This is a genomic window from Comamonas sp. 26 (assembly GCF_002754475.1).
Classification (GTDB): Bacteria; Pseudomonadota; Gammaproteobacteria; order Burkholderiales; family Burkholderiaceae_C; genus Comamonas.
On record NZ_PEFL01000001.1, the window covers coordinates 319,250 to 343,098 of the forward strand.

23 protein-coding genes are annotated in these 23,849 nt (G+C 53.8%); 19 read left to right on the forward strand and 4 right to left on the reverse strand.

Going from position 1 to position 23,849, the window contains the following annotated elements:
* Window positions 1-152 precede the first annotated feature (152 nt).
* The 10 genes from CLU84_RS01525 to CLU84_RS01570 all read left to right on the forward strand — a co-directional run bounded on the left by CLU84_RS01525 (window position 153) and on the right by CLU84_RS01570 (window position 9,287).
* Window positions 153-635, forward strand: a complete 483-nt coding sequence (locus tag CLU84_RS01525; RefSeq protein ID WP_099735618.1) for an Lrp/AsnC family transcriptional regulator — start codon at window positions 153-155, stop codon at window positions 633-635.
* A 149-nt stretch (window positions 636-784) separates the two neighbouring features.
* The gene (locus CLU84_RS01530; RefSeq protein ID WP_099735619.1) at window positions 785-1,507 is read left to right on the forward strand and encodes a GNAT family N-acetyltransferase; all 723 of its coding nucleotides are present in this window, start codon (window positions 785-787) and stop codon (window positions 1,505-1,507) included.
* 236 nt (window positions 1,508-1,743) lie between these two features.
* On the forward strand, window positions 1,744-2,625 hold the full coding sequence (locus CLU84_RS01535; protein ID WP_099735620.1) for an HlyC/CorC family transporter: 882 nt from the start codon (window positions 1,744-1,746) through the stop codon (window positions 2,623-2,625).
* 66 nt (window positions 2,626-2,691) lie between these two features.
* On the forward strand, window positions 2,692-4,332 hold the full coding sequence (gene lnt / locus CLU84_RS01540) for an apolipoprotein N-acyltransferase (protein ID WP_099735621.1): 1,641 nt from the start codon (window positions 2,692-2,694) through the stop codon (window positions 4,330-4,332).
* Between the two features lie 218 nt (window positions 4,333-4,550).
* Window positions 4,551-5,075 (forward strand): bifunctional 3-hydroxydecanoyl-ACP dehydratase/trans-2-decenoyl-ACP isomerase, encoded by a 525-nt coding sequence (fabA, locus tag CLU84_RS01545; RefSeq protein ID WP_099735623.1) that lies wholly within the window; start codon window positions 4,551-4,553, stop codon window positions 5,073-5,075.
* Window positions 5,072-6,295 (forward strand): beta-ketoacyl-ACP synthase I, encoded by a 1,224-nt coding sequence (gene fabB / locus CLU84_RS01550; protein ID WP_099735624.1) that lies wholly within the window; start codon window positions 5,072-5,074, stop codon window positions 6,293-6,295. Before fabA ends, fabB begins: the two co-directional genes overlap by 4 nt.
* An 86-nt stretch (window positions 6,296-6,381) precedes the next feature.
* Window positions 6,382-6,966 (forward strand): HAD-IIIA family hydrolase, encoded by a 585-nt coding sequence (locus tag CLU84_RS01555; RefSeq protein WP_099735625.1) that lies wholly within the window; start codon window positions 6,382-6,384, stop codon window positions 6,964-6,966.
* 120 nt (window positions 6,967-7,086) lie between these two features.
* A complete protein-coding gene (locus CLU84_RS01560; RefSeq protein WP_099737804.1) occupies window positions 7,087-7,833 on the forward strand; it encodes a 1-acyl-sn-glycerol-3-phosphate acyltransferase in 747 nt (248 codons plus the stop codon).
* 20 nt (window positions 7,834-7,853) lie between these two features.
* Window positions 7,854-8,834 carry a M48 family metallopeptidase gene (locus tag CLU84_RS01565; RefSeq protein WP_099735626.1) on the forward strand — a complete coding sequence of 327 codons (981 nt, stop codon included), beginning with the start codon at window positions 7,854-7,856 and terminating at the stop codon, window positions 8,832-8,834.
* Window positions 8,835-8,870: 36 nt separating this feature from the next.
* Window positions 8,871-9,287, forward strand: coding sequence for a rhodanese-like domain-containing protein (locus tag CLU84_RS01570; RefSeq protein WP_099735628.1), 417 nt, complete (start codon window positions 8,871-8,873; stop codon window positions 9,285-9,287).
* Between the two features lie 19 nt (window positions 9,288-9,306).
* Here the strand turns inward: CLU84_RS01570 and galE are convergent, their stop codons facing one another.
* A complete protein-coding gene (gene galE / locus CLU84_RS01575; protein ID WP_099735629.1) occupies window positions 9,307-10,329 on the reverse strand; it encodes a UDP-glucose 4-epimerase GalE in 1,023 nt (340 codons plus the stop codon).
* 70 nt (window positions 10,330-10,399) lie between these two features.
* Window positions 10,400-10,870 carry a peptidoglycan-binding protein LysM gene (lysM, locus tag CLU84_RS01580; RefSeq protein ID WP_099735630.1) on the reverse strand — a complete coding sequence of 157 codons (471 nt, stop codon included), beginning with the start codon at window positions 10,868-10,870 and terminating at the stop codon, window positions 10,400-10,402.
* A 172-nt stretch (window positions 10,871-11,042) separates the two neighbouring features.
* Here lysM and CLU84_RS01585 point away from each other — a divergent pair, with 172 nt between their 5' ends.
* The 5 genes from CLU84_RS01585 to rfbC are packed head-to-tail and all read left to right on the forward strand — an operon-like array spanning window position 11,043 to window position 15,285.
* Entirely contained in the window at window positions 11,043-11,816 is a 774-nt protein-coding gene (locus CLU84_RS01585) for a type III pantothenate kinase (RefSeq protein WP_099735631.1), read from the forward strand.
* A 53-nt stretch (window positions 11,817-11,869) separates the two neighbouring features.
* Complete coding sequence (gene rfbB / locus CLU84_RS01590; protein ID WP_099735632.1) at window positions 11,870-12,940, forward strand: dTDP-glucose 4,6-dehydratase; 1,071 nt, start codon at window positions 11,870-11,872, stop codon at window positions 12,938-12,940.
* Complete coding sequence (gene rfbD / locus CLU84_RS01595) at window positions 12,937-13,830, forward strand: dTDP-4-dehydrorhamnose reductase (protein WP_099735633.1); 894 nt, start codon at window positions 12,937-12,939, stop codon at window positions 13,828-13,830. Before rfbB ends, rfbD begins: the two co-directional genes overlap by 4 nt.
* Window positions 13,831-13,849: 19 nt before the next feature.
* Window positions 13,850-14,737, forward strand: a complete 888-nt coding sequence (rfbA, locus tag CLU84_RS01600; RefSeq protein ID WP_099735634.1) for a glucose-1-phosphate thymidylyltransferase RfbA — start codon at window positions 13,850-13,852, stop codon at window positions 14,735-14,737.
* Window positions 14,734-15,285: a dTDP-4-dehydrorhamnose 3,5-epimerase gene (gene rfbC / locus CLU84_RS01605; RefSeq protein WP_099735635.1), complete on the forward strand. Its 552-nt coding sequence runs from the start codon at window positions 14,734-14,736 to the stop codon at window positions 15,283-15,285. Before rfbA ends, rfbC begins: the two co-directional genes overlap by 4 nt.
* A gap of 110 nt (window positions 15,286-15,395) precedes the next feature.
* Here rfbC and CLU84_RS01610 read toward each other — a convergent pair whose 3' ends face one another.
* A complete protein-coding gene (locus CLU84_RS01610) occupies window positions 15,396-16,490 on the reverse strand; it encodes a zinc ribbon domain-containing protein (RefSeq protein ID WP_099737805.1) in 1,095 nt (364 codons plus the stop codon).
* 211 nt (window positions 16,491-16,701) lie between these two features.
* On the reverse strand, window positions 16,702-17,811 hold the full coding sequence (locus CLU84_RS01615) for an SPFH and helix-turn-helix domain-containing protein (protein ID WP_099735636.1): 1,110 nt from the start codon (window positions 17,809-17,811) through the stop codon (window positions 16,702-16,704).
* Between the two features lie 378 nt (window positions 17,812-18,189).
* Between CLU84_RS01615 and glyQ the strand changes: the two genes are divergently transcribed.
* The 4 genes from glyQ to CLU84_RS01635 all read left to right on the forward strand — a co-directional run bounded on the left by glyQ (window position 18,190) and on the right by CLU84_RS01635 (window position 23,812).
* Window positions 18,190-19,128, forward strand: a complete 939-nt coding sequence (gene glyQ, locus CLU84_RS01620; protein ID WP_099735637.1) for a glycine--tRNA ligase subunit alpha — start codon at window positions 18,190-18,192, stop codon at window positions 19,126-19,128.
* 83 nt (window positions 19,129-19,211) lie between these two features.
* Window positions 19,212-21,326: a glycine--tRNA ligase subunit beta gene (gene glyS, locus CLU84_RS01625; RefSeq protein ID WP_099735638.1), complete on the forward strand. Its 2,115-nt coding sequence runs from the start codon at window positions 19,212-19,214 to the stop codon at window positions 21,324-21,326.
* Window positions 21,327-21,404: 78 nt separating this feature from the next.
* Entirely contained in the window at window positions 21,405-22,619 is a 1,215-nt protein-coding gene (locus CLU84_RS01630) for an oligosaccharide flippase family protein (RefSeq protein WP_099735639.1), read from the forward strand.
* A gap of 2 nt (window positions 22,620-22,621) precedes the next feature.
* Window positions 22,622-23,812: an O-antigen polymerase gene (locus CLU84_RS01635; protein ID WP_158235157.1), complete on the forward strand. Its 1,191-nt coding sequence runs from the start codon at window positions 22,622-22,624 to the stop codon at window positions 23,810-23,812.
* The last annotated feature ends 37 nt before the right edge of the window (window positions 23,813-23,849 follow it).

The following is a 23,849-nucleotide window of genomic DNA, read 5'->3' on the forward strand; positions in this document are numbered from 1 at the left end:
GGGCAGAGCATGAACAGCCTTCATGCAAAAATATCGTGGCCACCACCACTTGATTGCATGAAAATTGCAAGAAATATTGATTTCATGCAATTTAAGTGGATATTGCGGGTTAACCCCGAACAAAACCTGCGCTTTTTTTATAATCTGCCGCCATGAGCCCTACGCACACCATCGACAAACTGGACAAGGCGATTTTGCGCCGATTGCAGGCCAACGGCCGAGAAACTTATGACGTGATCGGCGAGCAGGTCGGCCTGTCGCCCAGCGCCGTGCTGCGCCGGGTCAAACGCCTCGAAGAAAACGGCGTTATCGATCGCTATGTCGCACTGGTGCAGCCCGAAAGTGTGGGTCTGGGCTTGACGGCTTACATCAACGTGCGCTTGGAAAAGTACACCGAAACCAGCAAGCGTAACCCCATGGATCTGTTTCGCGCCAGCGTGCAGACCTGGCCCGAGGTGGTGGAGTGCGTGTCCCTGACCGGTGAGATGGACTATTTGTTGCGCGTGGTGGTGGCTGACATGCAGCATTACAGCCGTTTCATCATGGATACCCTGCTCAAGCACCCCAGCGTGCAAGATTGCAAGACCAGCTTTGTGATGGACAGGGTCAAGGTCACAACAGCGGTTCCCCTGTAGAGTGCAAGGGGCGCTGGCGTCCTTCATACGGACCATGGACTAGCCAAAAAATGGCGCTAAGGTGTTGAATTAACGCAAAATCCTTACAAGATTGTTGCGATGCAATATGGAGCTTGTGATGATTCGGGTTTTTACCTATATTTCATGCCATGAACCTCCCCAAAGACTGGTTGAAATCGCCCTGGCAGGCTGGCTCAGGCTGGCTGCGCGACATGGGTAAGCCCCATAGCGCCGAGCGTCGCTCGCCGTCCTTGGTGCCTATTCGCTCGTTGAGCCCGCGCCACCGTGATCGCATTACCAAGCACCTGCTCAGGCTCGATGCGCGGGACCGCTATCTGCGTTTCGGCTATGCGGCTAACGACGAACAGGTGGCGCGCTATGTGGAGCAGCTGGACTTCGAGCGTGACGATATCTTCGGTATCTTCAACCGCCGCCTGGAGCTGATCGCCATGGCCCACCTGGCGTTTGCCGGTCACCCTGAGTACGAAAAATGCGCCGAGTTCGGTGTCTCCGTGCTCAAGACGGCACGCGGCAAGGGGCTGGGCGCGCGCCTGTTTGACCGTGCCGTGCTGCATGCTCGCAGCAAGAATGTGAGCATGATGTTTATTCATGCGCTGTCTGAGAACACGGCCATGCTCAAGATCGCACGCAATGCGGGCGCGACCGTCAAGCGTGAGGGCTCGGAAGCCGAAGCCTATCTGGAGCTGCCGCCTGCCAACTTCGAGACCCATGTGAGCGAGCTGGTGACTGAGCATCTGGGCGAGATGGACTACCAGCTCAAGAAGCAGGCCGTCAATTTCTGGAGCTTTCTGGCCGGCGTACAGGAAGTGCGCAAGGGTGTGCAGGAAGGCCGTCACAAGTCGGGCGAGTAAGCTGCCTTGGCGTTTGTTTTCGATTGCGCTGTAAATCTGTAGCAGTGTTCGAAGTTTGAAGGTTGAAATGCCTCTGGCTCAATCCAGGTAAGCGCAAACAGCTATCAAAAGGTGACTAATTCAGCGATGGCTGGAATATCGGGTCATGGCTTTTGCGCAGTCGCAAGCTTGTTGTCATCACAATCCGTTATTCTTGCTAGCTTGTTTGACTACCGCACGTCCTGCACTCCAAGACAGTGTCTGACCCCCATCATTCGCGACTTCCTGAGAGGGAAGACAAGCGAAGCTTCCTGCAAAAGGTGGCTGAGTTCATTCATCCGGCTCCGGAATCAACCGATGAACTGATCGAAACCCTGGCTGAGGCCGAAGACAACCAGGTCATCGGCACCGAGTCCCGCGTCATGCTGGAGCGCGTGATTCGCATGGCCGATATGAGCGCCGGCGAGGTAATGGTGGCTGCGCCACGCATGGATCTCGTCAATATTGACGCTCCGTTTGAAGAAATCCTGCACCAGGTCATCACCACGGCCCACTCGCGCTTTCCTGTGTATCAGGGCGAGCGCGAGAACATCATTGGCATTCTCATGGCCAAGGATTTGCTCAAGCTGCAGCGCTCTCCAACCCTGAATATTCGCGCTCTGGTGCGCCACGCCGTGTTTGTGCCCGAGAGCAAGGGCCTCAACGATTTGCTGCGCGAGTTTCGCGCCAACCGAAACCATCTGGCCATCGTTATCGACGAGTTTGGCCGCGTGGCGGGCTTGGTGACGATTGAAGATGTGCTCGAAGAAATCGTGGGCGAGATCGAGGACGAGTTCGACATCCCCGAGGATGAGGGCGACATCTTCGCCCTGGCCGACAACAGTTACCGCGTGGCGGGAGATGCCAGCGTCGAGCATGTGAGCGAGGAATTCGAGACCACGCTGCAGGCCAGCGATCCTGATGAGCATTTCGACACCATTGGCGGCCTGATCGCCCATGAAGTCGGCCATGTGCCCAAGCGCGGCGAGCAGATTCATCTGGGTGGGCTGGAGTTCACCGTGCTCCACACCAAGGGTGGCGCGGTGCGCTGGTTCAAGGTCGTGCGCGATCCATCGCCAGACAGTCTGGTGAGGAACTGATATCCCTTATCCTTGAACACACCCAGCCACCCGGTTGGGTGTTTTTGTTAGAGCCTGTCGATTCTTATGACCACAACCGCCTCCACTGTTAAAACCCCCGTCGCCAAGCCCCAGGGCTGGATGAGCGGGCTTTTGATGCTGGTCGCGGGCGGCTTGCAGGCCTTTTCTCTGGCCTGGCCCTGGGCGCGCGGGCAGGGTGATGGGCTGCTGACACTGGTGGGCGGCTATGGTCGCCCGCTGTGGTGGTTGCAGATCCTGTCGCTGGCCGTGCTGGTTCATGCATTGCTGGCGGCGGGCACCGCAAGGCAGGCCGCAGGCAGGGCATGGCTGTTTGGCACGGCCTGGCTGGCTGCTACCTTCTGGTGGCTGTTTATCTCCATGCACACCTACGGCGGCCTGGCCGCGCCGCTGGCTGTGGCTGCGGTGCTGGCGCTGGCCGCGTTTTTGGGCAGTTATTACGCCATTGCCTCATGGTTTTTTAAACGTCTATCGCATACACCGTATGCGCTGACAGCTATGATTTTTGCTGCTTTGTGGACGCTGGCAGAACTGGCGCGTGGCTGGCTGTGGACCGGCTTCCCCTGGGGGGCTGGCGGTTATGCCCATGTAGAAGGCCCGCTGGCCGCGCTGCCGCGCTGGGTGGGTGTCTATGGCACCGGTTTTGTGGCGGCTTGGATTGCGGCCTGGCTGGCCATGCTGGTCTGGCGCTGGCAGACGCAGCAGCGCGTACTACAGCTCAAGCCCGCAGTGGTAAGTGTTGCTGCCCTGTCTCTGGCCTTGGGCGGCCTGTGGTGGCAGCGCAATCAAGCCGTTGAGGCTCCCAGTTTGCAGCCTGGCATGAGCGTGGCATTGCTGCAGGGCAATATTCCACAGGATGAAAAATTTGAAATGGGCTCTGGTGTGGTGGATGCGTTGCGCTGGTATGCCCAGCAGCTGCATGACGCCAAGGCACAACTGGTGGTGGCGCCTGAAACGGCTATCCCGCTGCTGCCCCAGCAACTGCCCGAAGACTATATGGACTTTGTGCGCCAGCCGTTTGTGAGCAAAAACTCCCAGCAGGCCGCGCTGGTAGGTATTCCGCTGGGCAACTGGGACCAGGGCTTTACCAATACGGTGGAGGGTTGGCTGCCCGGGCAGACCCAGCCTTATCAGTACGACAAGCACCATCTGGTGCCGTTTGGCGAGTTCATTCCGCCCATGTTCCGCTGGTTTACTGAGTTGATGAATATTCCGCTGGGAGACTTCAATCGAGGCGCTTTGGGTCAGCCATCCATGAACTGGGCGGGTGAGCGTCTATCCCCCAATATTTGTTACGAAGATTTGTTTGGTGAAGAGCTGGCAGCGCACTTTGGCAATGCCGCCACGGCCCCTACGATGCTGGTCAATCTGAGCAATATTGGCTGGTTTGGCGATTCGGTGGCCATTGACCAGCATCTGTCCATCAGCCGCATGCGCTCTCTGGAGTTTGAGCGCCCCATGCTGCGTGCCACCAATACAGGGGCCACTGTGGTCATCAACCACAAGGCCGAGGTCGTCAGCGCGCTGGCACCCTTTGACCGGGCTGTTTTGCAAGGCGAGGTGCAGGGGCGAGACACTCTGACGCCTTATGCGCGCTGGGTACATGCGCTGGGGCTGCTGCCTTTGACGCTGCTGTGCCTTGCGGTCTGTGGCTTTGCGTGGCGCAGGAATCGAAGCGCAGAAGATTGAGTTTCATGGGGCAGTTCCCCATATGGGATAAGCACTTCTGTCATCAGGTCTTGCCATATTTGTGGCAGAGTTTCGATCCAGATAACGGGTATTTTGTCTCGGGTATGGCGGCAGCCTTGATAATGCCGGGTTATGTGCGCCCGTGTGGGCGTAGACCCACCCACCCAAATATAGAGTAACGGGTAGCTTGCACAGGCTGCCGTGGAGCAATTGAAAGAATGGCTGAATCTTTTTCCTACGAACAATTGATCGCGTCCGGCGAAGGCAAGCTGTTTGGCGCTGATAGTGGACGTCTGCCCCTGCCTCCCATGCTGATGTTCGATCGCATCACGCACATTGATGAAGACGGCGGTGAGCACGGTCTGGGAAAGATTGTGGCTGAGCTGGATGTGAACCCCGACCTGTGGTTCTTCAAGTGCCACTTCCAGGGCGATCCCGTCATGCCCGGTTGCCTGGGCCTCGATGCCATGTGGCAGCTGATCGGCTTTTACCTGACCTGGCTGCGCCTGCCCGGCAAGGGCCGCGCTCTGGGCGCTGGCGAAGTCAAGTTCACCGGCGAAGTGGGCCCGGACGTTAAGCTGGTGACCTACGAAATCAATATCAAGCGCGTCATCAAGCGCAAGCTGAACATGGCCATTGGCGATGCACGCCTGCTGGCTGACGGCAAGGAAATCTACGTGGCCAATGATCTGCGCGTGGGCCTTTTCCTGCGCGAAGACGGTGCCAAGGGAACGCCAGCATGACCAAGAAGCGGGTAGTGATCACCGGCGCGGGCATTGTCTCGTGCATTGGTAATGACCTGGCAACGGTGGAGACCTCGCTGCGCGAAGGCCGCACCGGTATCAAGGCCATGCCGAAATTCACCGAGCTGGGCATGCGCTCGCAGGTGGCCGGTATCCCTGAAATCGACATCGAAGCACGCATTGATCGCAAGCAGTTGCGCTTCATGGGTGATGCGGCGGCTTACTCGCAGATCGCTCTGGAAGACGCCATCAAGCAAGCGGGCCTGACGCCTGAGCAGGTGAGCCATCCCCGCACCGGCCTGATCATGGGCTCGGGCGGCGGCTCGCCAGCCAACCAGATTGAAGCGGCAGATACGCTGCGCGAAAAAGGCATTCGTCGCGTGGGGCCGTACCAGGTCACACGCTGCATGAGCTCTACGGTGTCTGCCTGCCTGGCGACCAACTTCAAGGTCAAGGGCATCAACTACTCCATCACCTCGGCTTGCTCTACCTCGGCACACTGCATTGGCGCGGCTGCGCAGCAGATCGCCTGGGGCATGCAGGATGTGATGTTTGCTGGCGGCGGCGAAGAGCTGTCCTGGGGTATGTCCCTGCTGTTTGATGGCATGGGTGCCATGTCCAGCAAGAACAACGAATCGCCCGAGAAGGCTTCGCGTGCCTACGATGCCAACCGTGACGGTTTCGTCATCGCTGGCGGCGGCGGTGCGGTGGTGCTGGAAAGCCTGGAGCATGCTCTTGCCCGTGGTGCCAACATTCTGGCCGAGGTGGTCGGTTTTGGTGCTACCAGCGACGGTGAAGACATGGTCGCACCTTCGGGTGATGGCGCCATTGCTTGCATGCAGCAAGCCATGGAAACCATCGATGCGCCCATCGACTACATCAACACACACGGTACATCGACCCCGGTGGGCGATATGCAGGAAGTGCGCGCCATGCGTGCGCTGTTTGGTGACAAGGTGCCTCCGTTCTCGTCCACCAAGTCGCTGACCGGCCACTCGCTGGGCGCAACCGGTGTGCAGGAAGCTATTTACTGCCTGATCATGATGAACAAGGGCTTTATCGCCGGTTCCGTGAACGTGGATACCCCTGATCCGCTGCTGGGCGATATGCCTCTGGTCACTCAGACCCGTGATGCCGAACTGAAGACCGTGCTGTCCAACAGCTTTGGTTTTGGTGGCACCAATGCTTCCCTGGTGCTCAAGCGCTGGGAAGGCCAGTAAGCTCTTAAGCCTTGATCGCAAGCCCGCTTGACCTCAAGGTAAGCGGGCTTTTTTGTCACCGATGTCACTGACCTAAAGCCTGCTTCATGAAGATCGCAATTCTTGACCGTGATGGCACCCTGAATGAATGGGGTGCGCAAGGCTTTATCGGAAGTCCCGATGAATGGGTGGCTGTGCCCAGTGCGCTGGAGGCGGTCTCTCGCCTTAATCGCGCAGGTTGGCATGTGGTGGTGGCGACCAATCAGCCGGGGCTGGGGCGCGGGCTGTTTGATGTGATTGAGCTCAATGCCGTGCACGCCAAGATGCAGCGTGAACTGGCGGTCGTGGGTGCCCGGGTCGAAGCCGTGTTTTTTTGCCCTCATGCCCCCGATGAAGACTGCCTGTGCCGCAAGCCGGGTGCCGCCTTGTTTGAGCAGATTGCTGACCGCTACGGTGCGGAAGGCCAGGAGATCTGGGCCATTGGCAGCGGCGTAGAGCATTTGCAGGCCGGCAAGGCGCTGGGTGCGCATCTGGTGTTTGTGGAGTCCACAGCCAGACCCGAGTCCAGCGGCGATGCCAATCTCCCAGAGGGCAGTGAGCGTTATCCTGATCTGGAAGCCGTGGTCAACATGCTGCTGCCGCTCAGTGATGGCGGAGCTCCCGCAGCCGATTCAGCGCCTGCCTTCCATTGATTTCAGGTTTTAGGTCAAAATAGTCCCAACCGCTTGAAAGATCAGCGCAAGCTGCTATGTTTCTTGCAGATTTTGAGCCCCATTAACGGGTGCCTGCACTCAAGCTTTTCGATTGCCGTCATGTCCCTGATCCGTTCAGTCCTCCACATGCTGTGGATGGTCATCACCGTCATTCCCTACACCCTCGCTGTGCTTTTGACCAAGTGGGTCAGTGGTTCATCCTCCAAGACTTATCGCGTGGCTCGTGCGTGGCTCAAGCTGTCGGTGGACAGTGCCAAGGTCATCATGGGGATTCAGTACCGGGTGCAGGGTATGGAGAACCTGCCAACCGACCCCAAGCAAGGCGTGGTGTTGCTGGTCAAGCACCAGTCCACCTACGAGACCTTCTTGATGCCAGCCATCATGCCGCGTCCACTGGCCTATGTGTTCAAGAAGGAGTTGCTCAAGGTTCCGTTCTTTGGCTGGTCTATTGGTGCTCTGGACATGATCCACATTGACCGCGCCCAGCGCTCGCGCGCTTTTCACAAGGTGGTAGAGCAAGGCAAACGCCTGCTCGATCAAGGCACCTGGGTCATCATGTTTCCCGAAGGGACACGCATCAAGCGCGGCGAAAAGGGCGAATACAAGACCAGTGCCACGCGCCTGGCCATCATGACCGGCGCGCCCGTGGTGCCCGTCGCCGTGACTTCGGCCAAGTGCTGGCCACGCAAGGCTTTTATTAAGTCGCCTGGTGTAGTGGATGTGTCTATTGGCCATCCCATTCCTTCCGTCGGCCGCAAGCATGATGAGCTGATGGCGGAGGTGGAGGCCTGGATTGAGGCAGAAATGCAGCGTCTTGACCCCGAGGCCTACGCCCACAAAAGTTAATCAGCCGCGGAACCTAATCCATGTCCACAGGCGATAGCTTGCAGCAAGCTTGGCAATGGCTGACTCCGCCTGCTGTTGAAGACGGGCAGGGCGGCTTGATACCGCGCAGGCGCTTGCGCGGCACGGCGATGGATGCAGAGCAGGCTGCGCTTGATTTTGAGAGAAATTTTGCTCAACCGCTTGCTGATACAGCGGTAGATGCTATTGATTTTGTAGAAGATGAGCCGCCAGTGCAGGCGGCCTTGCCTGTGCACCCCGGTGCCAGTCACAGCGCGCAGCTACAAGGGCGTAGCGTGGCTTACTTGCTGCGCCGTTCAGCACGCCGCAGCATCGGCTTTAGTGTGGGGGCGCAAGGCCTTGAGGTTACCGCGCCGCAATGGCTGGGCATGGGGGATATTGAATCCGCGCTTCAGACCAAGGCCGACTGGATTGTGCGCAAACTGCAGGAATCGGGCCAGCGTCAGCAGATCAAGAACCAAGCCCGTATCTTCTGGCAAGAAGGCGGGCTGCTGGGTTATCTGGGCCAACCTATGGTGATGCGGCTGACGGGTGATGCAACCCAGCCTTTGCGCACTCGGCAAACTCATAGAGAACAGGCGGCAGATGGCACGCAAAGCCTGCACCTGCCGCTAACTGCACAGGCATCTGCTGCGCAGATTCGCGCCGCCGTTCAGGCCTGGATTTTGCGGGAAGCCCGCACCCATTTCACCGCGCGCATGCTGCACTATGCCGCCCAGATGGATGTGCGCTGGAATGCGCTGCGGCTGAGCAGTGCCAGCACGCGCTGGGGCAGCGCCACTAGCGGTGGCATCATCCGGCTGAACTGGCGGCTGATGCAGCACAGCCCGCAAATCATTGACTATGTGGTGGTGCATGAGCTGGCGCATCTGCACCATATGGATCACAGCCCGCAGTTCTGGTCCGTGGTGGAGCAGGTACTGCCCGACTGGAAGCAGTTGCGCAGGTCATTGAGAGACAAGCCGTTGCCCGCCTGGGAGTAGACGGGCTGCCGTGGCACCCAACAACAAGGATTCAATATGAGCAATACGATGCAAATTCAGCCCGCAACCGGCTATGCCGGCGATGTGCCAGCGGAGCTGGCCTGGCAATGGCTGCAAAGCGGCGAAGCCGTGCTGGTCGATGTGCGTACCGATGCCGAGCGTGAATGGGTAGGCAAGGTGCCGGGCGCGATTGCCGTGGCGTGGAAGCAGTGGCCAGGCATGGCGGCCAATCAAAATTTCGATGAGCAGCTTCGCGCAGCCGTGCCCGAAGGCAAAAAAGTCGTGCTGCTATGCCGCAGCGGCGTGCGCTCTGTCGCAGCCGCACAGCGCGCCACAGGTCTGGGCATTGAGGCTTACAACATCCTAGAAGGCTTTGAAGGCGATGTGGACGCCAACGGTCAGCGGGGCCGCCTGAGCGGCTGGCGCAAACGTGGCCTGCCCTGGAATCAGTGATGCCAGAGCAGCCACAAACTTAAGCCTCGCGGTAGCCGTTCGGGTTCTGGCTCTGCCAGCGCCAGGTGTCAGCACACATGGCCTCCAGGCTGTGCTCGGCTTGCCAGCCCAGTGTTTTCAGGGCGTGGTCCGGGTTGGCATAGCAACTAGCCACGTCGCCGGGGCGGCGCTCGGAGATGGCATAGGGCAAGGTTTTGCCGCACGACTTTTCAAAGGCCTGCAGGACTTCAAGCACGCTATAGCCTTTGCCAGTGCCCAAATTGACCGTCAGCAGTTCGGGCTGGGCCAGGCCGGCCAGTTTTTCCAGCGCCTTGACATGGCCCCGGGCCAGATCCACGACATGGATGTAGTCGCGTACGCCGGTGCCATCCACAGTGTCATAGTCGCCGCCAAAAATCTGCAGCTTCTCGCGGCGGCCCACGGCGACCTGCGCGACAAAGGGCAGCAGGTTGTTGGGAATGTCCGAGGGGTCTTCGCCAATCAGCCCGCTTGCATGCGCACCGATGGGGTTGAAGTAGCGCAGCACAGCCAGCGACCACTGCGAGTCAGAGCGGTAGAGATCAGCCAGAATCTCTTCCACCATGAGCTTGCTGCGACCATAAGGATTGGTGGCAGAAGTGGGGTGCTCTTCATTGAGCGGTAGATACTGCGGTGAACCATAGACGGTGGCCGATGAGCTGAACACCAGCTTGCGTACATTCTGGTTCTTCATCGCGCGCAGCAGAACCAGGGTGCCGTTAACGTTGTTGTCGTAATAGTCCACGGGCTGGGCGACCGATTCGCCAACCGCCTTCTTGCCCGCAAAGTGCACCACGCTGTCGATGTTGTGCTCTTTAAGAGCCTGCTCCAGTGCACCCTGGTCGCGGATGTCGCCGCGGATGACCGGAATCGAGTGCCCGGTGATTTTCTCTACTCGCCGAATGGCTTCTGGATGGCTGTTGCTGAAGTTGTCAAAGATCACGACTTCATGGCCGTGGCTGAGCAATTCGATGGCGGTGTGGCTGCCGATATAACCGGCGCCGCCTGTGAGCAGAGTTTTCATGGAAAGTAGTCTAGCGTTGGAGGTATGAAAAAAGCGCTCATTTGAGCGCTTTTTTCGGTGTCAATTGTGTTTAAAGCGCAGGGATGCGCAGCTTTTGACCGGGATAAATCTTGTCCGGGTGGCTGAGCATGGGCTTGTTGGCTTCAAAGATGGTGTTGTACTTGTTGGCGTCACCGTAATACTTCTTGGAGATTGCCGACAGTGTGTCGCCGCGCACCACATCGTGGTACTGGGCTTCGGGTTCGGGGTTGGTGACGCTCATCAGATTGTCCACAGACTGGACATTGGCGACATTGCCGCAGCAAAGCGTGACTTTTTCCTTCGCAGCCTGGGTGGGGGCGACACCTTGCACCGTGACCTTGCCTTGAGAGCCATCGAACTGCACCTGCAGATTGGAGAGGCCCAGATTCTGGGTGTTGATGTAGTTTGCGATGGCTTGAGCCGCCTTGACATTCAAGTCGTCCGATGGCGCTGCCGCATGAGCATCACTGCCGCCAAACAGTTTTTCACCGGCTTCCTTAATGAAACTGAACAGACCCATGGTTTTCAACTCCTCAAAGTGATGGAAGAAATAGGCGTTTCACTTTACATGGAAATACAGGAGATTCCTTGCAGGACATGGACTCAGCGCTTTTTTGACAATTTCCCATCAATAGGTAATGAATGTTGCAACCGAGTGCCTGCAGCGGGGAAAAGTACTGATAATCCGCCGCATGACATTTTTGGCGATAGACATTGGCAACACTCGTTTGAAGTGGGCCATGTATGAAGATCACCGTCCTGGGGCTGCCTTGCTGGCGCATGGGGCGGAGTTTCTGGAGCATATCGAGCGACTGGCAGAAGGAGCCTGGGCAGGCTTGCCGGCGCCCGATCGCATGCTGGGCTGCGTCGTGGCTGGAGAGACGGCAAGACGCCGTGTGCATGAACAAATTGAACTCATGGTGGGCTGGAACTTCGAGCCGCAGTGGGCCATCCCCTCCACGGCTGAGGCTGGCGTGAGCAATGGTTATGACCATCCTTCCCGGCTAGGCGCTGATCGCTGGGTCGCAATGATTGGTGCGCGCCACCACATGCTGCAGCTGGGTGAAGCAAGGCCATTGATTACCGTCATGGTCGGTACCGCTGTCACGGTGGATGCCATGGATGCTCAAGGACATTTCCTCGGTGGCCTGATTATTCCCGGTCATGGCATCATGCTCAAAGCCTTGGAAGGGGGGACGGCGGGCCTGCATGTTCCTACAGGCGATGTCAAAAGCTTTCCCAAGAACACCAGTGATGCATTGACCAGTGGCGGCACCTATGCCATCGCGGGAGCTGTTGAACGCATGTACCAGCATCTGGCTGAGTATTGCGGCACTGAGCCCATGTGCATCATGGCTGGCGGTGCGGGCTGGAAGATGTCTCCAAGCATGACTCGCCCCTTTCAGCTGATCAATAACCTGATTTTTGATGGTTTGCTGGTGATGGCTGAAAAGCGCTGGGGGTGAGATTTAGATTTGTATCAAGTTTGAGTGAGAGTCACTAACTAGGGACGTATTCCATGATTCTTGTGACCGGTGCAGCAGGATTTATTGGTGCCAATTTTGTGTTGGGCTGGCTGTCATCGGTCGGTGAATCAGTTTTGAGTATTGATAAGTTGACCTATGCTGGGAATCTTGAGAACTTGGCTTGCTTGAGAGGTGATTCTCGTCATACGTTTGCGCAACTAGATATTGCCGATAGTGATGAACTTTTGCGGTTGCTGGCACATCATCAGCCCCGCGCGGTAGTGAACTTCGCAGCCGAAACCCATGTCGATCGCTCGATTGACGGCCCTGATGCTTTTATTCAAACCAATATCGTTGGTACTTTTCGCTTGCTGGAGTCTGTGCGCAACTATTGGATTGGGCTGGAAGGGAGGGCCAAAACAGAGTTCAGGTTTTTGCACGTATCGACCGATGAGGTTTATGGATCGCTAGCCCCAGATCAGGCCGCATTTACTGAAACGAGTAACTACGAACCAAATAGTCCCTACTCGGCAAGCAAGGCAGCCTCGGATCATCTGGTAAGAGCGTGGCATCACACCTATGGTTTTCCTGTTCTGACCACTAATTGCAGTAATAACTACGGGCCGCTTCAGTTTCCAGAGAAGCTGGTCCCGCTGGTAATTTTGAATGCACTCGGGGGGAAACCACTGCCTGTTTATGGCGATGGCCTGCAAGTCCGAGACTGGCTCTATGTGGGTGACCATTGCAGTGCAATTCGTCGTATTTTGGAAGAAGGTAAGCTGGGCGAAACTTACAATATTGGTGGCTGGAACGAGAAAACTAATATAGAAATCGTCACTGCTATCTGTCATATTCTCGATGAAATACGACCACGCACTGATGGCTTGCCTTATGCAGAACAGATTAGCTATGTGACCGATCGCCCAGGGCATGATCGTCGTTATGCCGTTGATGCGCGCAAGCTGGAGCGTGAATTAGGCTGGAGGCCTGTTGAGACTTTTGAAACAGGTATTCGCAAAACGGTCCAGTGGTATTTGAATAGCCCGGAGTGGATCAAAAGCGTGCAGTCTGGCTCCTATCGTGACTGGGTTCAAAAGCAATACAGCGATGGATCCGATATATGAAGTTGCTGCTTCTTGGCAAAAATGGCCAGATCGGCTGGGAGCTGCAGCGCAGTCTTGCGCCATTGGGTGATGTGGTCGCCCTAGATCGGCAGGTAATTGGCGGTGATATTGCTGATTTGGATCGTTTGGCGCAGATGATTCGCGCGATGGCACCCGATGTCATCGTGAACGCCGCAGCTCATACCGCGGTCGATAAGGCAGAAAGCGAGCCTGACTTGGCAATGCGCCTGAATGCTGAGGCTCCGGAGATCATGGCGCAAGAGGCTCTGAGTCTGGGCGCTTTGCTGGTGCACTACAGCACTGACTATGTGTTTGAAGGTGGTGACAGTCATCCGCACAAGGAAGGCGATGCCACGGCACCTTTGTCGGTCTATGGCAAGACCAAGCTGGAAGGTGAACAGCGCATTGCAGCGACTGGCTGCCGTCATCTGATTTTTCGCACAAGTTGGGTCTATTCGGCGCGAGGCTCCAATTTCATCAAAACAATACTGAAGCTCGCTCAGGAGCGAGAAGAGCTGAGTGTCATTAATGACCAGTGGGGAGCCCCAACAGGGGCTGACCTGATTGCAGACATTACGTCGCATGCCATCAGACATGTGGTTGCGAATGAGCAGGATATGAGCCTTTACCACTTAAGCGCAGGCGGTGAAACGAACTGGCATTCGTATGCAAGCTATGTCATTCAGCAAGCGCGCAGCATGCGCCCTGATATCGCTTGGGCTGTGAAAAATATTGATGGCGTGGAGACTAGTAAAAAACTGGCATGCACCAGGCGCCCATTGAATTCAAGACTGGATACCGGAAGACTTCAGTCCACAATGCATTTGCATTTGCCAATGTGGCAGCTTGGTGTGGAACGCTTGTTATATACGCTTTTGGTTGCTGATTAGTTTGGAGTCGAACTGAGTAATGACGCAAGCACGTAAAGGAATTATTTTGGCCGGTGGTACGGGTACCAGGCTACATCCGGCCACTTTGGCAATCAGCAAACAGTTGTTGCCGATTTATGATAAGCCCATGATTTATTATCCGCTCAGCGTGCTGATGCTGGCGGGTATTCGTGAAATCCTGATAATCTCAACGCCTCAAGATACGCCAAGGTTTCAGCAATTGCTGGGCGATGGAGGCCAGTGGGGGCTAAGTCTTGAATATGCAGTTCAACCCAGCCCCGATGGTTTGGCACAAGCCTTCTTGATTGCTGAAACATTTCTGGCTGGTGCTTCTTGTGCATTAGTGCTTGGGGATAATATTTTTTATGGGCATGACTTTCAGGCGTTGGTAAAAACGGCGAATCAGTCTAGTGTTGGTGCGACTGTATTTGCCTACCATGTCCAAGATCCTAATCGGTATGGCGTTGTGGAGTTTGATAAAAAGGGTCGAGTTATATCGATTGAGGAAAAACCGAAAGTACCGAAGAGTAATTATGCGGTTACAGGGCTTTATTTTTACGATTCAGAGGTTGTAGAGATTGCCAAATCCATTAAACCTTCTGCAAGAGGTGAGTTGGAGATTACAGATGTCAATCGCATTTATCTGGAGCGAGGAAAGCTCAATGTGACATTGATGGGGCGTGGTTATGCGTGGCTGGATACCGGTACGCATGAAAGTTTGCTGGAGGCCGGGCAATTTATCGCGACTCTGGAGCAGCGGCAGGGGTTGAAGGTGGCTTGTCCAGAGGAAATAGCTTATCGCTCGGGCTGGATTGATGCGGCTCAGCTGGAAGTCCTAGCCAAGCCTATGCTCAAGAATGGATATGGTCGGTACTTGATGCAATGTCTTGAGGGTGGTATTCGATGAAGGTACTGCCTACAGCCATTGCAGAAGTCAAACTTCTTGAGCCAGATGTGCAAAAGGATGGGCGAGGCTTTTTTCTGGAAAGCTTCAAGCAGGATTCATTCAACGCGGCAACGGGTACTGACTACGATTTCATCCAGGACAACCACAGCCGCAGCAGCAAGGGTGTGCTGCGTGGCTTGCACTATCAGTTGCCACCTCATGCCCAGGGCAAGCTGGTTCGCGTGACCTCTGGCGCAGTGTTTGATGTGGCGGTGGATATTCGCCGCAGCTCGCCGACATTTGGCCAGTGGGTGGGAGCAGAGCTGACGGCTGAGAATCATCATCAGCTCTGGATTCCGCCGGGCTTTGCCCATGGGTTTCTGGTGCTCAGCGATACAGCTGATTTTGTCTATAAGACCACAGCCTATTACGCGCCTGAGTCGGATCGTGGCCTGCTTTGGAACGATGCGGATATTGGTATTGCGTGGCCTGAGCTTGATGTTGCGTTCTCTCTGTCCGAGAAGGATCTGAAGCAGCCAACGTTCAAGTTGGCGGAAGTGTTCGATTAAGCATTGACTGATGCGCTATTGAATTAATAGTTGCTTGCGCTTGGATGGTATGAGGTTCATTTAATTAATGATCTGAAACCCAATGAAATCAAGCGCAGGCAGCTATGAAATTAGCGCTGAACCAACATCGGAGCAATCAGCATCAATAGCAAAATCACCGCCAGAACGGCGAATGTGATCTTCACCCAGCTATAAGGCCGTTCACCGGCAATCTGCCCGGTATAGCCATTGGCTACGATCTGGTAGGTCTTGCTGCCGTAGGTGTAGCCCACCAGCCAGGCGGGTACCAGCGTGTGTTTGAAGGTGCGGCCTGAGTACTGGCGCTGCACTTGCAGGTTTCTCTGGGTATCGCCAGGGACCTGTTGTGAGCAAAGATTGCGCAGTTGGCTATCCATATCTTCTTCGTTGAGCTTGGCGGCTTTGCTCAGGTCCACCTGGTAACGCTCTACCGTCCAGCCGCGCACAAACTCGGGGCTGTAGGGTTTGAGGTCAGTGGTGGTGGGAAAGGGCTCAATCTGGCGTAGCAGATTAGGTTGTACGCCGACGGTGCCCGGCACCAGTTCATCGTCAAAAAAATGCTGCAAGCTGCCTGATGCTGGTTCCCAGCGCACATGCTGCACTTGGCGGGTTTGCACATTGCCGTTGCTGTCGCGATACGACTCGGTGGTGTAGTAGTAATAGCCGGCCTCGGCGCGCCACTGGGCGGCGGCGTGGGCGTCAAAGGTCCAGTAGGGCAGGTACACGCCGTGCAGCGTATCGGTCAGTGCTGCGCTTTTGAGTTTGCTGGGCGCAAACCAGCGGCTGCCATACCACTGGCGAATCTTGTCGCGAACCTGCCCGTCGCTGATCTTGAATGGCAAGATGCTTTGCGGCGTGATGGCGTCATTGCGCTCTTCGTGGGCCACGATGGCGGGTGAACCGCAAAAGTCACAGCGCTGGGCTGTTGTTTTGTTCAGAAAGACCGAAATGGCACGGCAATTCTGGCATTGCACCTCGTAGCGCTCATTGGTTCCCCAGCCGCGGCCATTGGCCGGGTTGCGCAAAGCGTCGGCTAAATCCTGCTCCAAGACGGCCTGGCCTAGTTCAGGCTGCGTTTCCTCACTCCAGGGCACTACCGTTCCGCAGTAGGGACACTTGAGAGACTGGGCTTTGGCATTCCACTCTAAATTGCCTGCGCATTCCGGACAGACGTGTTTGCCGACCATGGCGGGCGGCGCTGCTTCAGTGGCAGGGGAATAGCTGTAAGAAGGGGCTTTGTCGGTCACGGCGTGCATTTCTCAAAGGCACTGCATTGGACCTTGGACACCGGCGCAGCCAATCAAAGAGACGCCGGGAAAGGGCCGCCCCGCAGCAAGAGGGCGTAGACCCCTCCCGCGAAGCGAGAGAGGGGAAGCCGCGTTACGGCTCAGGGGGCTCTTAGCCTCTCAAGAACTCGTCAAGTGCCGCCTGCGCAATACGCCACTGGCTGCCGATCTGGCGGGCTTTGAGGTTTCCGGCCTGAATTTCGGCCAGTACATCGGCCTCGGCTACGCCCAGCACCTGCGCTGCTTGCGCAGGGGTCAGAACTTGCAGTCCACCAGCAGCAGGCGCGGCCGGTGTTTGCGCGGCCTGTGAGGCAGCAGGCGAGAAGGGATCTGCGGCAGTTGCTCCTGCTGCGATAGTGCCGCCGCCAGACTGCATGCCCTTCATCATCTCTTGTGCCATACCAAAGCCCATGGCCATGGTGGCGGGAATGGTGGCCGCAGCCGCACCTTCGCCGCCGTTGGCCATGGCTTGGCCCATCTGGTACTTCACATAGTCGTTGAGATTGCCAATGGCGCCCATGCTCGAGCGCTTGTCGATGGCTTGCTCGACTTCGGGCGGCACGGAGACGTTTTCCAGCAAGAAGCTGGTGATCTCCAGGCCGTATTTTTCTGCGACAGGTGGGTTGATGAGCTGCAGCAGCGCATCACCCAGCTCGCTATAGCGCTGGGCCACGTCGAGCGCGGGAATTTGTGCCTTGGCCAGCGCTTCAGAAAAGATGCTGACGATGCGCGAGCGCATGGTGTCGGCAAACTCGTCCAGACGGAAATTTTGATCAGTGCCCGCTACTTCCTTGAGGAACTTGGCTGGGTCCACGATGCGGAAGTCATAGGTACCAAAGGCGCGCAGACGGATCACGCCAAAGTCCTTGTCACGCATCATGATGGGGTTGGACGTGCCCCATTTGTTGCCCGTGAACAAGCGTGTGTTGATGTAGTAAACATCGCACTTGAAGGGCGAGTTGAAGCCGTACTTCCAGCCACGCAGTGTGGACAGGATGGGAACGTTCTGCGTGGTCAGCTGATAGCGACCCGGATTGAACAGGTCTGCGAACTGGCCTTCGGAGACAAACTGAACCTGTTGCGACTCGCGAACGATCAGCTGGGCGCCGTTCTTGATTTCCTTGTCCTCATCAGGCCAGCGGTATGACAGCGTGTCGCGCGAATCATCGGTCCATTCGATGATTTCAATCAGTTGCTTGGTGATGATTTTCATGAAATCCATGGCGAGCTCCGGAAGTGGATGACGGGAAATGAAACATTCTAGGAGGCTGGCAGGCCGCATAACCTCGCTATCGCCAAGGAACGGCAGGGAAATTGTTAAAAAAGTGAGCGTCTTGCGCTTGATTTATATGGGCGAGGTGCCTGAAAAGCCTGATTTCAATCGCATTGGCGCGGAAACCGCGCTGTAAGAACTTTCACATTTTGAAATCTCATCCGCAGTAGCACCCTTGGAGAATGCATTCCGTGGGGCCGCGGATACAGCCTACGCCCAGCGTAGGACTCTCAGACTTAGAATCACTGTCTACGCGGCTAGACCGCCCAGACACTCCTATATACATAAGCGACAGATTATTTCTGCCGCGTGAACGTACCTTTTGTCATGCTGACCTTCCAACAAATCATTCTGAAATTGCAGTCCTACTGGGCCGAACAAGGCTGTGCACTGCTCCAGCCCTATGACATGGAAGTTGGCGCCGGTACCTCGCACACCGGCACATTTTTGCGCGCCATTGGCCCAGAGCCATGGAAGGCCGCCTATGTGCAGCCCAGCCGCCGCCCCAAGGATGGCCGCTTTGGCGAGAACCCCAACCGCCTGCAGCATTACTACCAGTTCCAGGTCGTTCTGAAGCCGGCACCCGACAACATTTTGGAGCTGTACCTGGGCTCGCTCGAAGCGCTGGGCTTCGATCTGAAGAAGAACGATATCCGCTTTGTGGAAGATGACTGGGAAAACCCAACTCTGGGCGCATGGGGTCTGGGCTGGGAAGTCTGGCTCAACGGCATGGAAGTGACCCAGTTCACCTACTTCCAGCAAGTGGCCGGTATTGACTGCAAGCCCGCCACCGGCGAAATCACCTACGGTCTGGAACGTCTGGCCATGTACTTGCAGGGCAAGGAGTCGGTGTACGACCTGGTCTATACCGATGGCCTGAAGTACGGTGACGTGTTCCACCAGAATGAGGTGGAGCAGTCCACTTACAACTTCGAGCACTCGAATGTGGACTTTTTGTTCAGCGCTTTTAACGCCCACGAAGGCACGGCCAACCAGCTGATTGAAGCCCAACTGGCTCTGCCCGCCTATGAGCAAGTACTCAAGGCCGCTCACACTTTCAATCTGCTGGACGCCCGTGGCGCCATCAGCGTGACCGAGCGCGCTGCCTATATCGGCCGCATCCGCAACCTGGCCCGTGCCGTGGGCAAGAGCTATCTGGACAGCCGTGCGCGTCTGGGCTTCCCCATGGCACCCAAGGCCCATGCCGGTGAAGTGCTGGCCGAGCTGGCCAAAGCCGCAGAACAGGCCGCCAAGAAGGCCGCCTGAGTCGCGCTTCACTGAAGTCCTATATACAAGCAATATCTGCCGCTAGCCCTTATCTATTAAGCGCTAGCAGCTATCAAAATATCATGAACGCATCGAATCTACTGGTTGAACTGTTTGTCGAAGAGCTGCCTCCCAAGGCGCTGCAAAAGCTGGGAGATGCTTTTGCCACCGTCATCTTCGATCAGCTCAAGGCCCAGGGCCTGCTGGCTTCCACCGAATCGCGCCTGACCGCCTACGCATCGCCCCGCCGTCTGGCCGTGCATGTCACCGAAGTGCTGGCGCAAGCCGAAGACAAGGCCATCTCGCAAAAGCTGATGCCTGTGGCCGTGGCTCTGGACGCTGAAGGCAAGCCTACCGCCGCATTGCTCAAGAAGCTAGCTGCGCTGGGTGCCGATGAATCTGCTGTTGCAGATCTGAAGCGTCAAGGCGAAGGCAAGGCTGAAGCCTTGTTCTATGAATCCACCGCCAAAGGCGTGATGCTGACCGACGGCGTGCAAAAGTCGCTGGACGAAGCTCTGGCCAAGCTGCCCATCCCCAAGGTCATGCGCTACCAGCTGCAAGACGGCTGGAGCAGCGTGCACTTTGTGCGCCCCGCTCACGGTTTGGTTGTGATGCACGGCACCGAAGTGCTGGTCGGTGTGAAGGCTCTGGGCCTGACCGCTGGTGCTGCAACCCACGGCCACCGCTTTGAAGCGGCTGTGGACCCGGTGGTAATTCAAAACGCCGACAGCTACGCCGAGCAACTGCGCAGCGAAGGCGCCGTGATCGCCAGCTTTACCGAGCGCCGTGGCGATATCGCGGCTCAACTCAAAGCGGCTGCAGAACGCATTGGTGGTGGCGTGCGTGCCATCGACGATGAAGCTCTGCTGGACGAAGTGACAGCTCTGGTCGAGCGCCCCAATGTGCTGGTTTGTGAGTTCGAAAAAGAATTCCTGAACGTGCCGCAGGAATGCCTGATTCTGACCATGAAGGCCAACCAGAAGTACTTCCCGCTGCTGAGCGCCGACGGCAAGCTCACGCACCAGTTCCTGGTGGTGAGCAACATCAGCCCCCAAGATACCTCTGCCGTAACTGGCGGCAACGAGCGAGTGGTGCGCCCCCGTCTGGCCGACGCCAAGTTCTTCTTTGACCAAGACCGTAAGAAAACGCTGGCCAGCCGAGTCGAACTGCTGGACAAGGTTGTTTATCACAACAAGCTGGGTACCCAGGGCGAACGAATCGCCCGCGTGCGCGCCATCGCCAAGAGCATTGCCCAGCAGCTGGGCAACTCCGAGCTGGGTCGTCTGGCCGATCAGGCCGCCATGCTGGCCAAGACCGATCTGGTCACCGACATGGTGGGCGAGTTCCCCGAGCTGCAAGGCATCATGGGTCGCTACTACGCCCAGAACGACGGCCTGGATGTGGCCGTGGCCGATGCCATCGAAGATCACTACAAGCCCCGCTTTGCCGGCGACGAACTGCCGCGCGGCGATGTGGGCGTGATCGTGGCCCTGGCCGACAAGCTCGAAACCCTGGTCGGCATGTTCGGTATCGGCAACCTGCCCACCGGCGACCGCGATCCCTTCGCCCTGCGCCGCCATGCGCTGGGCGTGATCCGCATGCTGGTCGAAAAGGATCTGGAGCTGGATCTGGAAACCCTGCTGGTCAGCACCTTGCCCGCCTTTGGCGACAAGATCCAGGACGCCACGCCCCAACTGGTCGAGTTCATCTACGACCGCCTGGCCAATATGTTCCGCGAACAAGGCTACAGCGCCCAGGAAGTGGAAGCCGTGCTGGCCCTGCAGCCCCAGCGCCTGTCCGACGTGCAAAAGCGCCTGGAAGCCGTGCGCGCCTTTGCGACCCTGCCCGAGGCGGCTGCATTAGCTGCGGCAAACAAGCGTGTGGGCAATATCCTGAAGAAGGCCGAAACCGAGGTTCAGCCCCAGGTGAACGAAGCGCTGCTGGTGGAGCAGGCTGAAAAAGACCTGTATGCGGTGCTGCAGCAAGTGGCGCCCAAAGCTCAGCAACAGTTTGCAGCAGGTGATTACACCGCCAGCCTGCAAACACTGGCAGCATTGCGTGCTTCGGTCGATGCGTTCTTCGAGCAAGTCATGGTCAATGCTGAAGATTCGGCGCTCAAAATCAATAGGTTGTCTATATTGAGAAATTTGCATATCGAAATGAATCGAGTAGCAGATATCTCAAGAATAGGCGCTTGAATTCAAGTGCTTTTGTAAATGGCATTGGAATCAAGATTCCAATGCCATTTTTGTTATTAAATAATATAATAATATCAAGTGAAAAATTTTAAAAATCTTATTTATTTGGTATGTGTGCAAGGAGCTAACTATATAGCGCCAATTGCAATAATGTATATTTTGACAAAGAATGCAAGCATAGAAATCTATGGAAAATTCGCATTCTGGTATGCAGTACTAGTCTATTTTCAGACCGTAATAGATTATGGATTCAACTATACTGCAACAAGAGAGGTTGCTGCATTAGATGATAAAAGTGAAAATGAAAGTTTGTCAAAATTATTATTTTATGTTTCTTTTTCTAAAATAATAATAGCTGCTTTTCTATTACTTATAATTTTTTCTTCTAGCTTATTTTTTAATTTTAATTTGGAATTGGCAATAATTGTATTCTTTGGTGCACTTTTCTCTTCGTTGGTGCCAAATTGGTTTTTTCAGGGGACTCAAAACATAAAAAGTATTTCTATATTAAATATTTTCGGGAAATTATCCTTCATTATTATATCTTTTTGTTTTATTGAAAATTACTCTCTGGAGAATATTTTTATTGCATATTTTTTATCTGCTTCAATACCTATAATTTATTCAGTAATATTCTTCAGAAAATTCAAATTAATAAAAGAGGGCTACTTTGATAATGTTATTAGATACATTAAAGATGGTCGAAATATATTCTCTGCCAACGTATTGGCAGTTTTGTTAAGCAATGGAGGAGTCATTTTTCTTGGATTGTTTGCCGATGATAAAATTCTTGGGATTTACAGTTTCTGTGAGCGTATTGCTAAGTCTTTTCTTGGTTTGTTTTCTCCCATTTTTACAGCTTTCTATCCTGTCTTTAGCAGAAAATTTGCTCTTGAATTTAATAATGGAATAGACTTTCATAAGAGATTTTCAATAATTCTATTTGGCTCCTCGATAACATTCTTATTATTTGCATACTTGATCGCTGATTTCTTTTTTTCAAAAAATGTTCATTACGATAAAAGTTATTTTTCTATATTGATGATTTGGGTGTTGGTATCATTAATGAATAATGCATTCGGAATACAATTCTTGTGTGCATCTGGTAATGATCGGCTGTATGTCAAGGGAATGTTTTCAGCTTTTATTGTGTTTTTGTGCTTTGTAGGATTTAATTTTTTTGAAAACCGAGGGGTGCAAGTAGCATTAACCACATTTGCATCGGAATTCCTCCTACTATTAATTAATATAAAATATTATTTATTTGTCAGAAATAATAATATTCGAGGATGAATATGATAAAAAAATTTTTAAATCATAATTATTTTTTTATTTTTGGATGGGGATATTATCTTTTTATACCTCCTATTTTAGGAGGATTCGATCATTTTCATGATTATCCAGGGTTTTACGAATGGTACGTTGATTTTTATAAACTAAATTTTTCTCTGTTATTTGAATATTATTTGGTAATATTTTCTTTATTGATTTTTTTTATGCTTGGTTCATTTTTTGGTGGCGGTTTAAGATTGAAGATATATTTTCCTGTTGTTAAATATAATAAAATGTCAATTTTTATTTTAGGAAATTTATCTCTTTTTATTGTTTTTTATTTGATATGGAATTCTGATGTTTTTCTATTTTCAGGATATGAGTTTTATAACTCTGATTTTTTAGGGAAAATTGCCACAATTTTCATTGTTAGCTGCTTTTTATCTCTTTATTTTTTAGAAAAAAATATCGGAAAAGTGACGATGCTGCCTATTTTTGCCTCTCTATCAATTTGCTCGGTAGTTATGATTGGATTGGGTGCAAGAATGTATGTTTTACTGCTGATTATTTCATTTGCAATGTATTATTTAAAATACAAAAATATTGTTTTCAATATGAAATATATTATTTTTATGTTGTTGATGTTTTTTTTGATATTGATGATTGGGGTTGTGAGGGTTGGATTAGATCTGAATTTTGAAAACTTAATGTATATTCTATTCGCGGAGCCAATGTTTACCTGGTGGAGTGCACAAACATATATTTATAGCAATGATATAATTTCATTGGCCGCTAATCCTGATGGGTACATCACTTCATTTTACAACTTTATTCCGTCTTATATTTTCGAGAATAAAAGCGAATTTATTATAAGTATATCTGAATACGCTAATTTCTCTTCTCCATTAGGAGCGACAAGCTTAATTGTTTCATTGTTGGGGAACTTTGGAATATTATTTTCTATGGTTTTTATATTTTTTATTGGATTTTATTTTTCTCAAGTAAATAATTATTCTTATAAATCTTCATTTATTAGGATTTATTATATATTGATATGTTCCTTGCTTCCATTTCAATTTTTTAGAGATGGATTTGAGATACTGAATAAGCAAATATATTGGAATATGTTAATTACACCTATGTTTATTTTGATGTGTGTTTATTTATTATCGTTCATGCTGAATTTTTTGAAAATTGGTAAAGATAGTAGTTAGTCTTCGACAAGATGCGATTGAGCAGTTTGTAATGGCG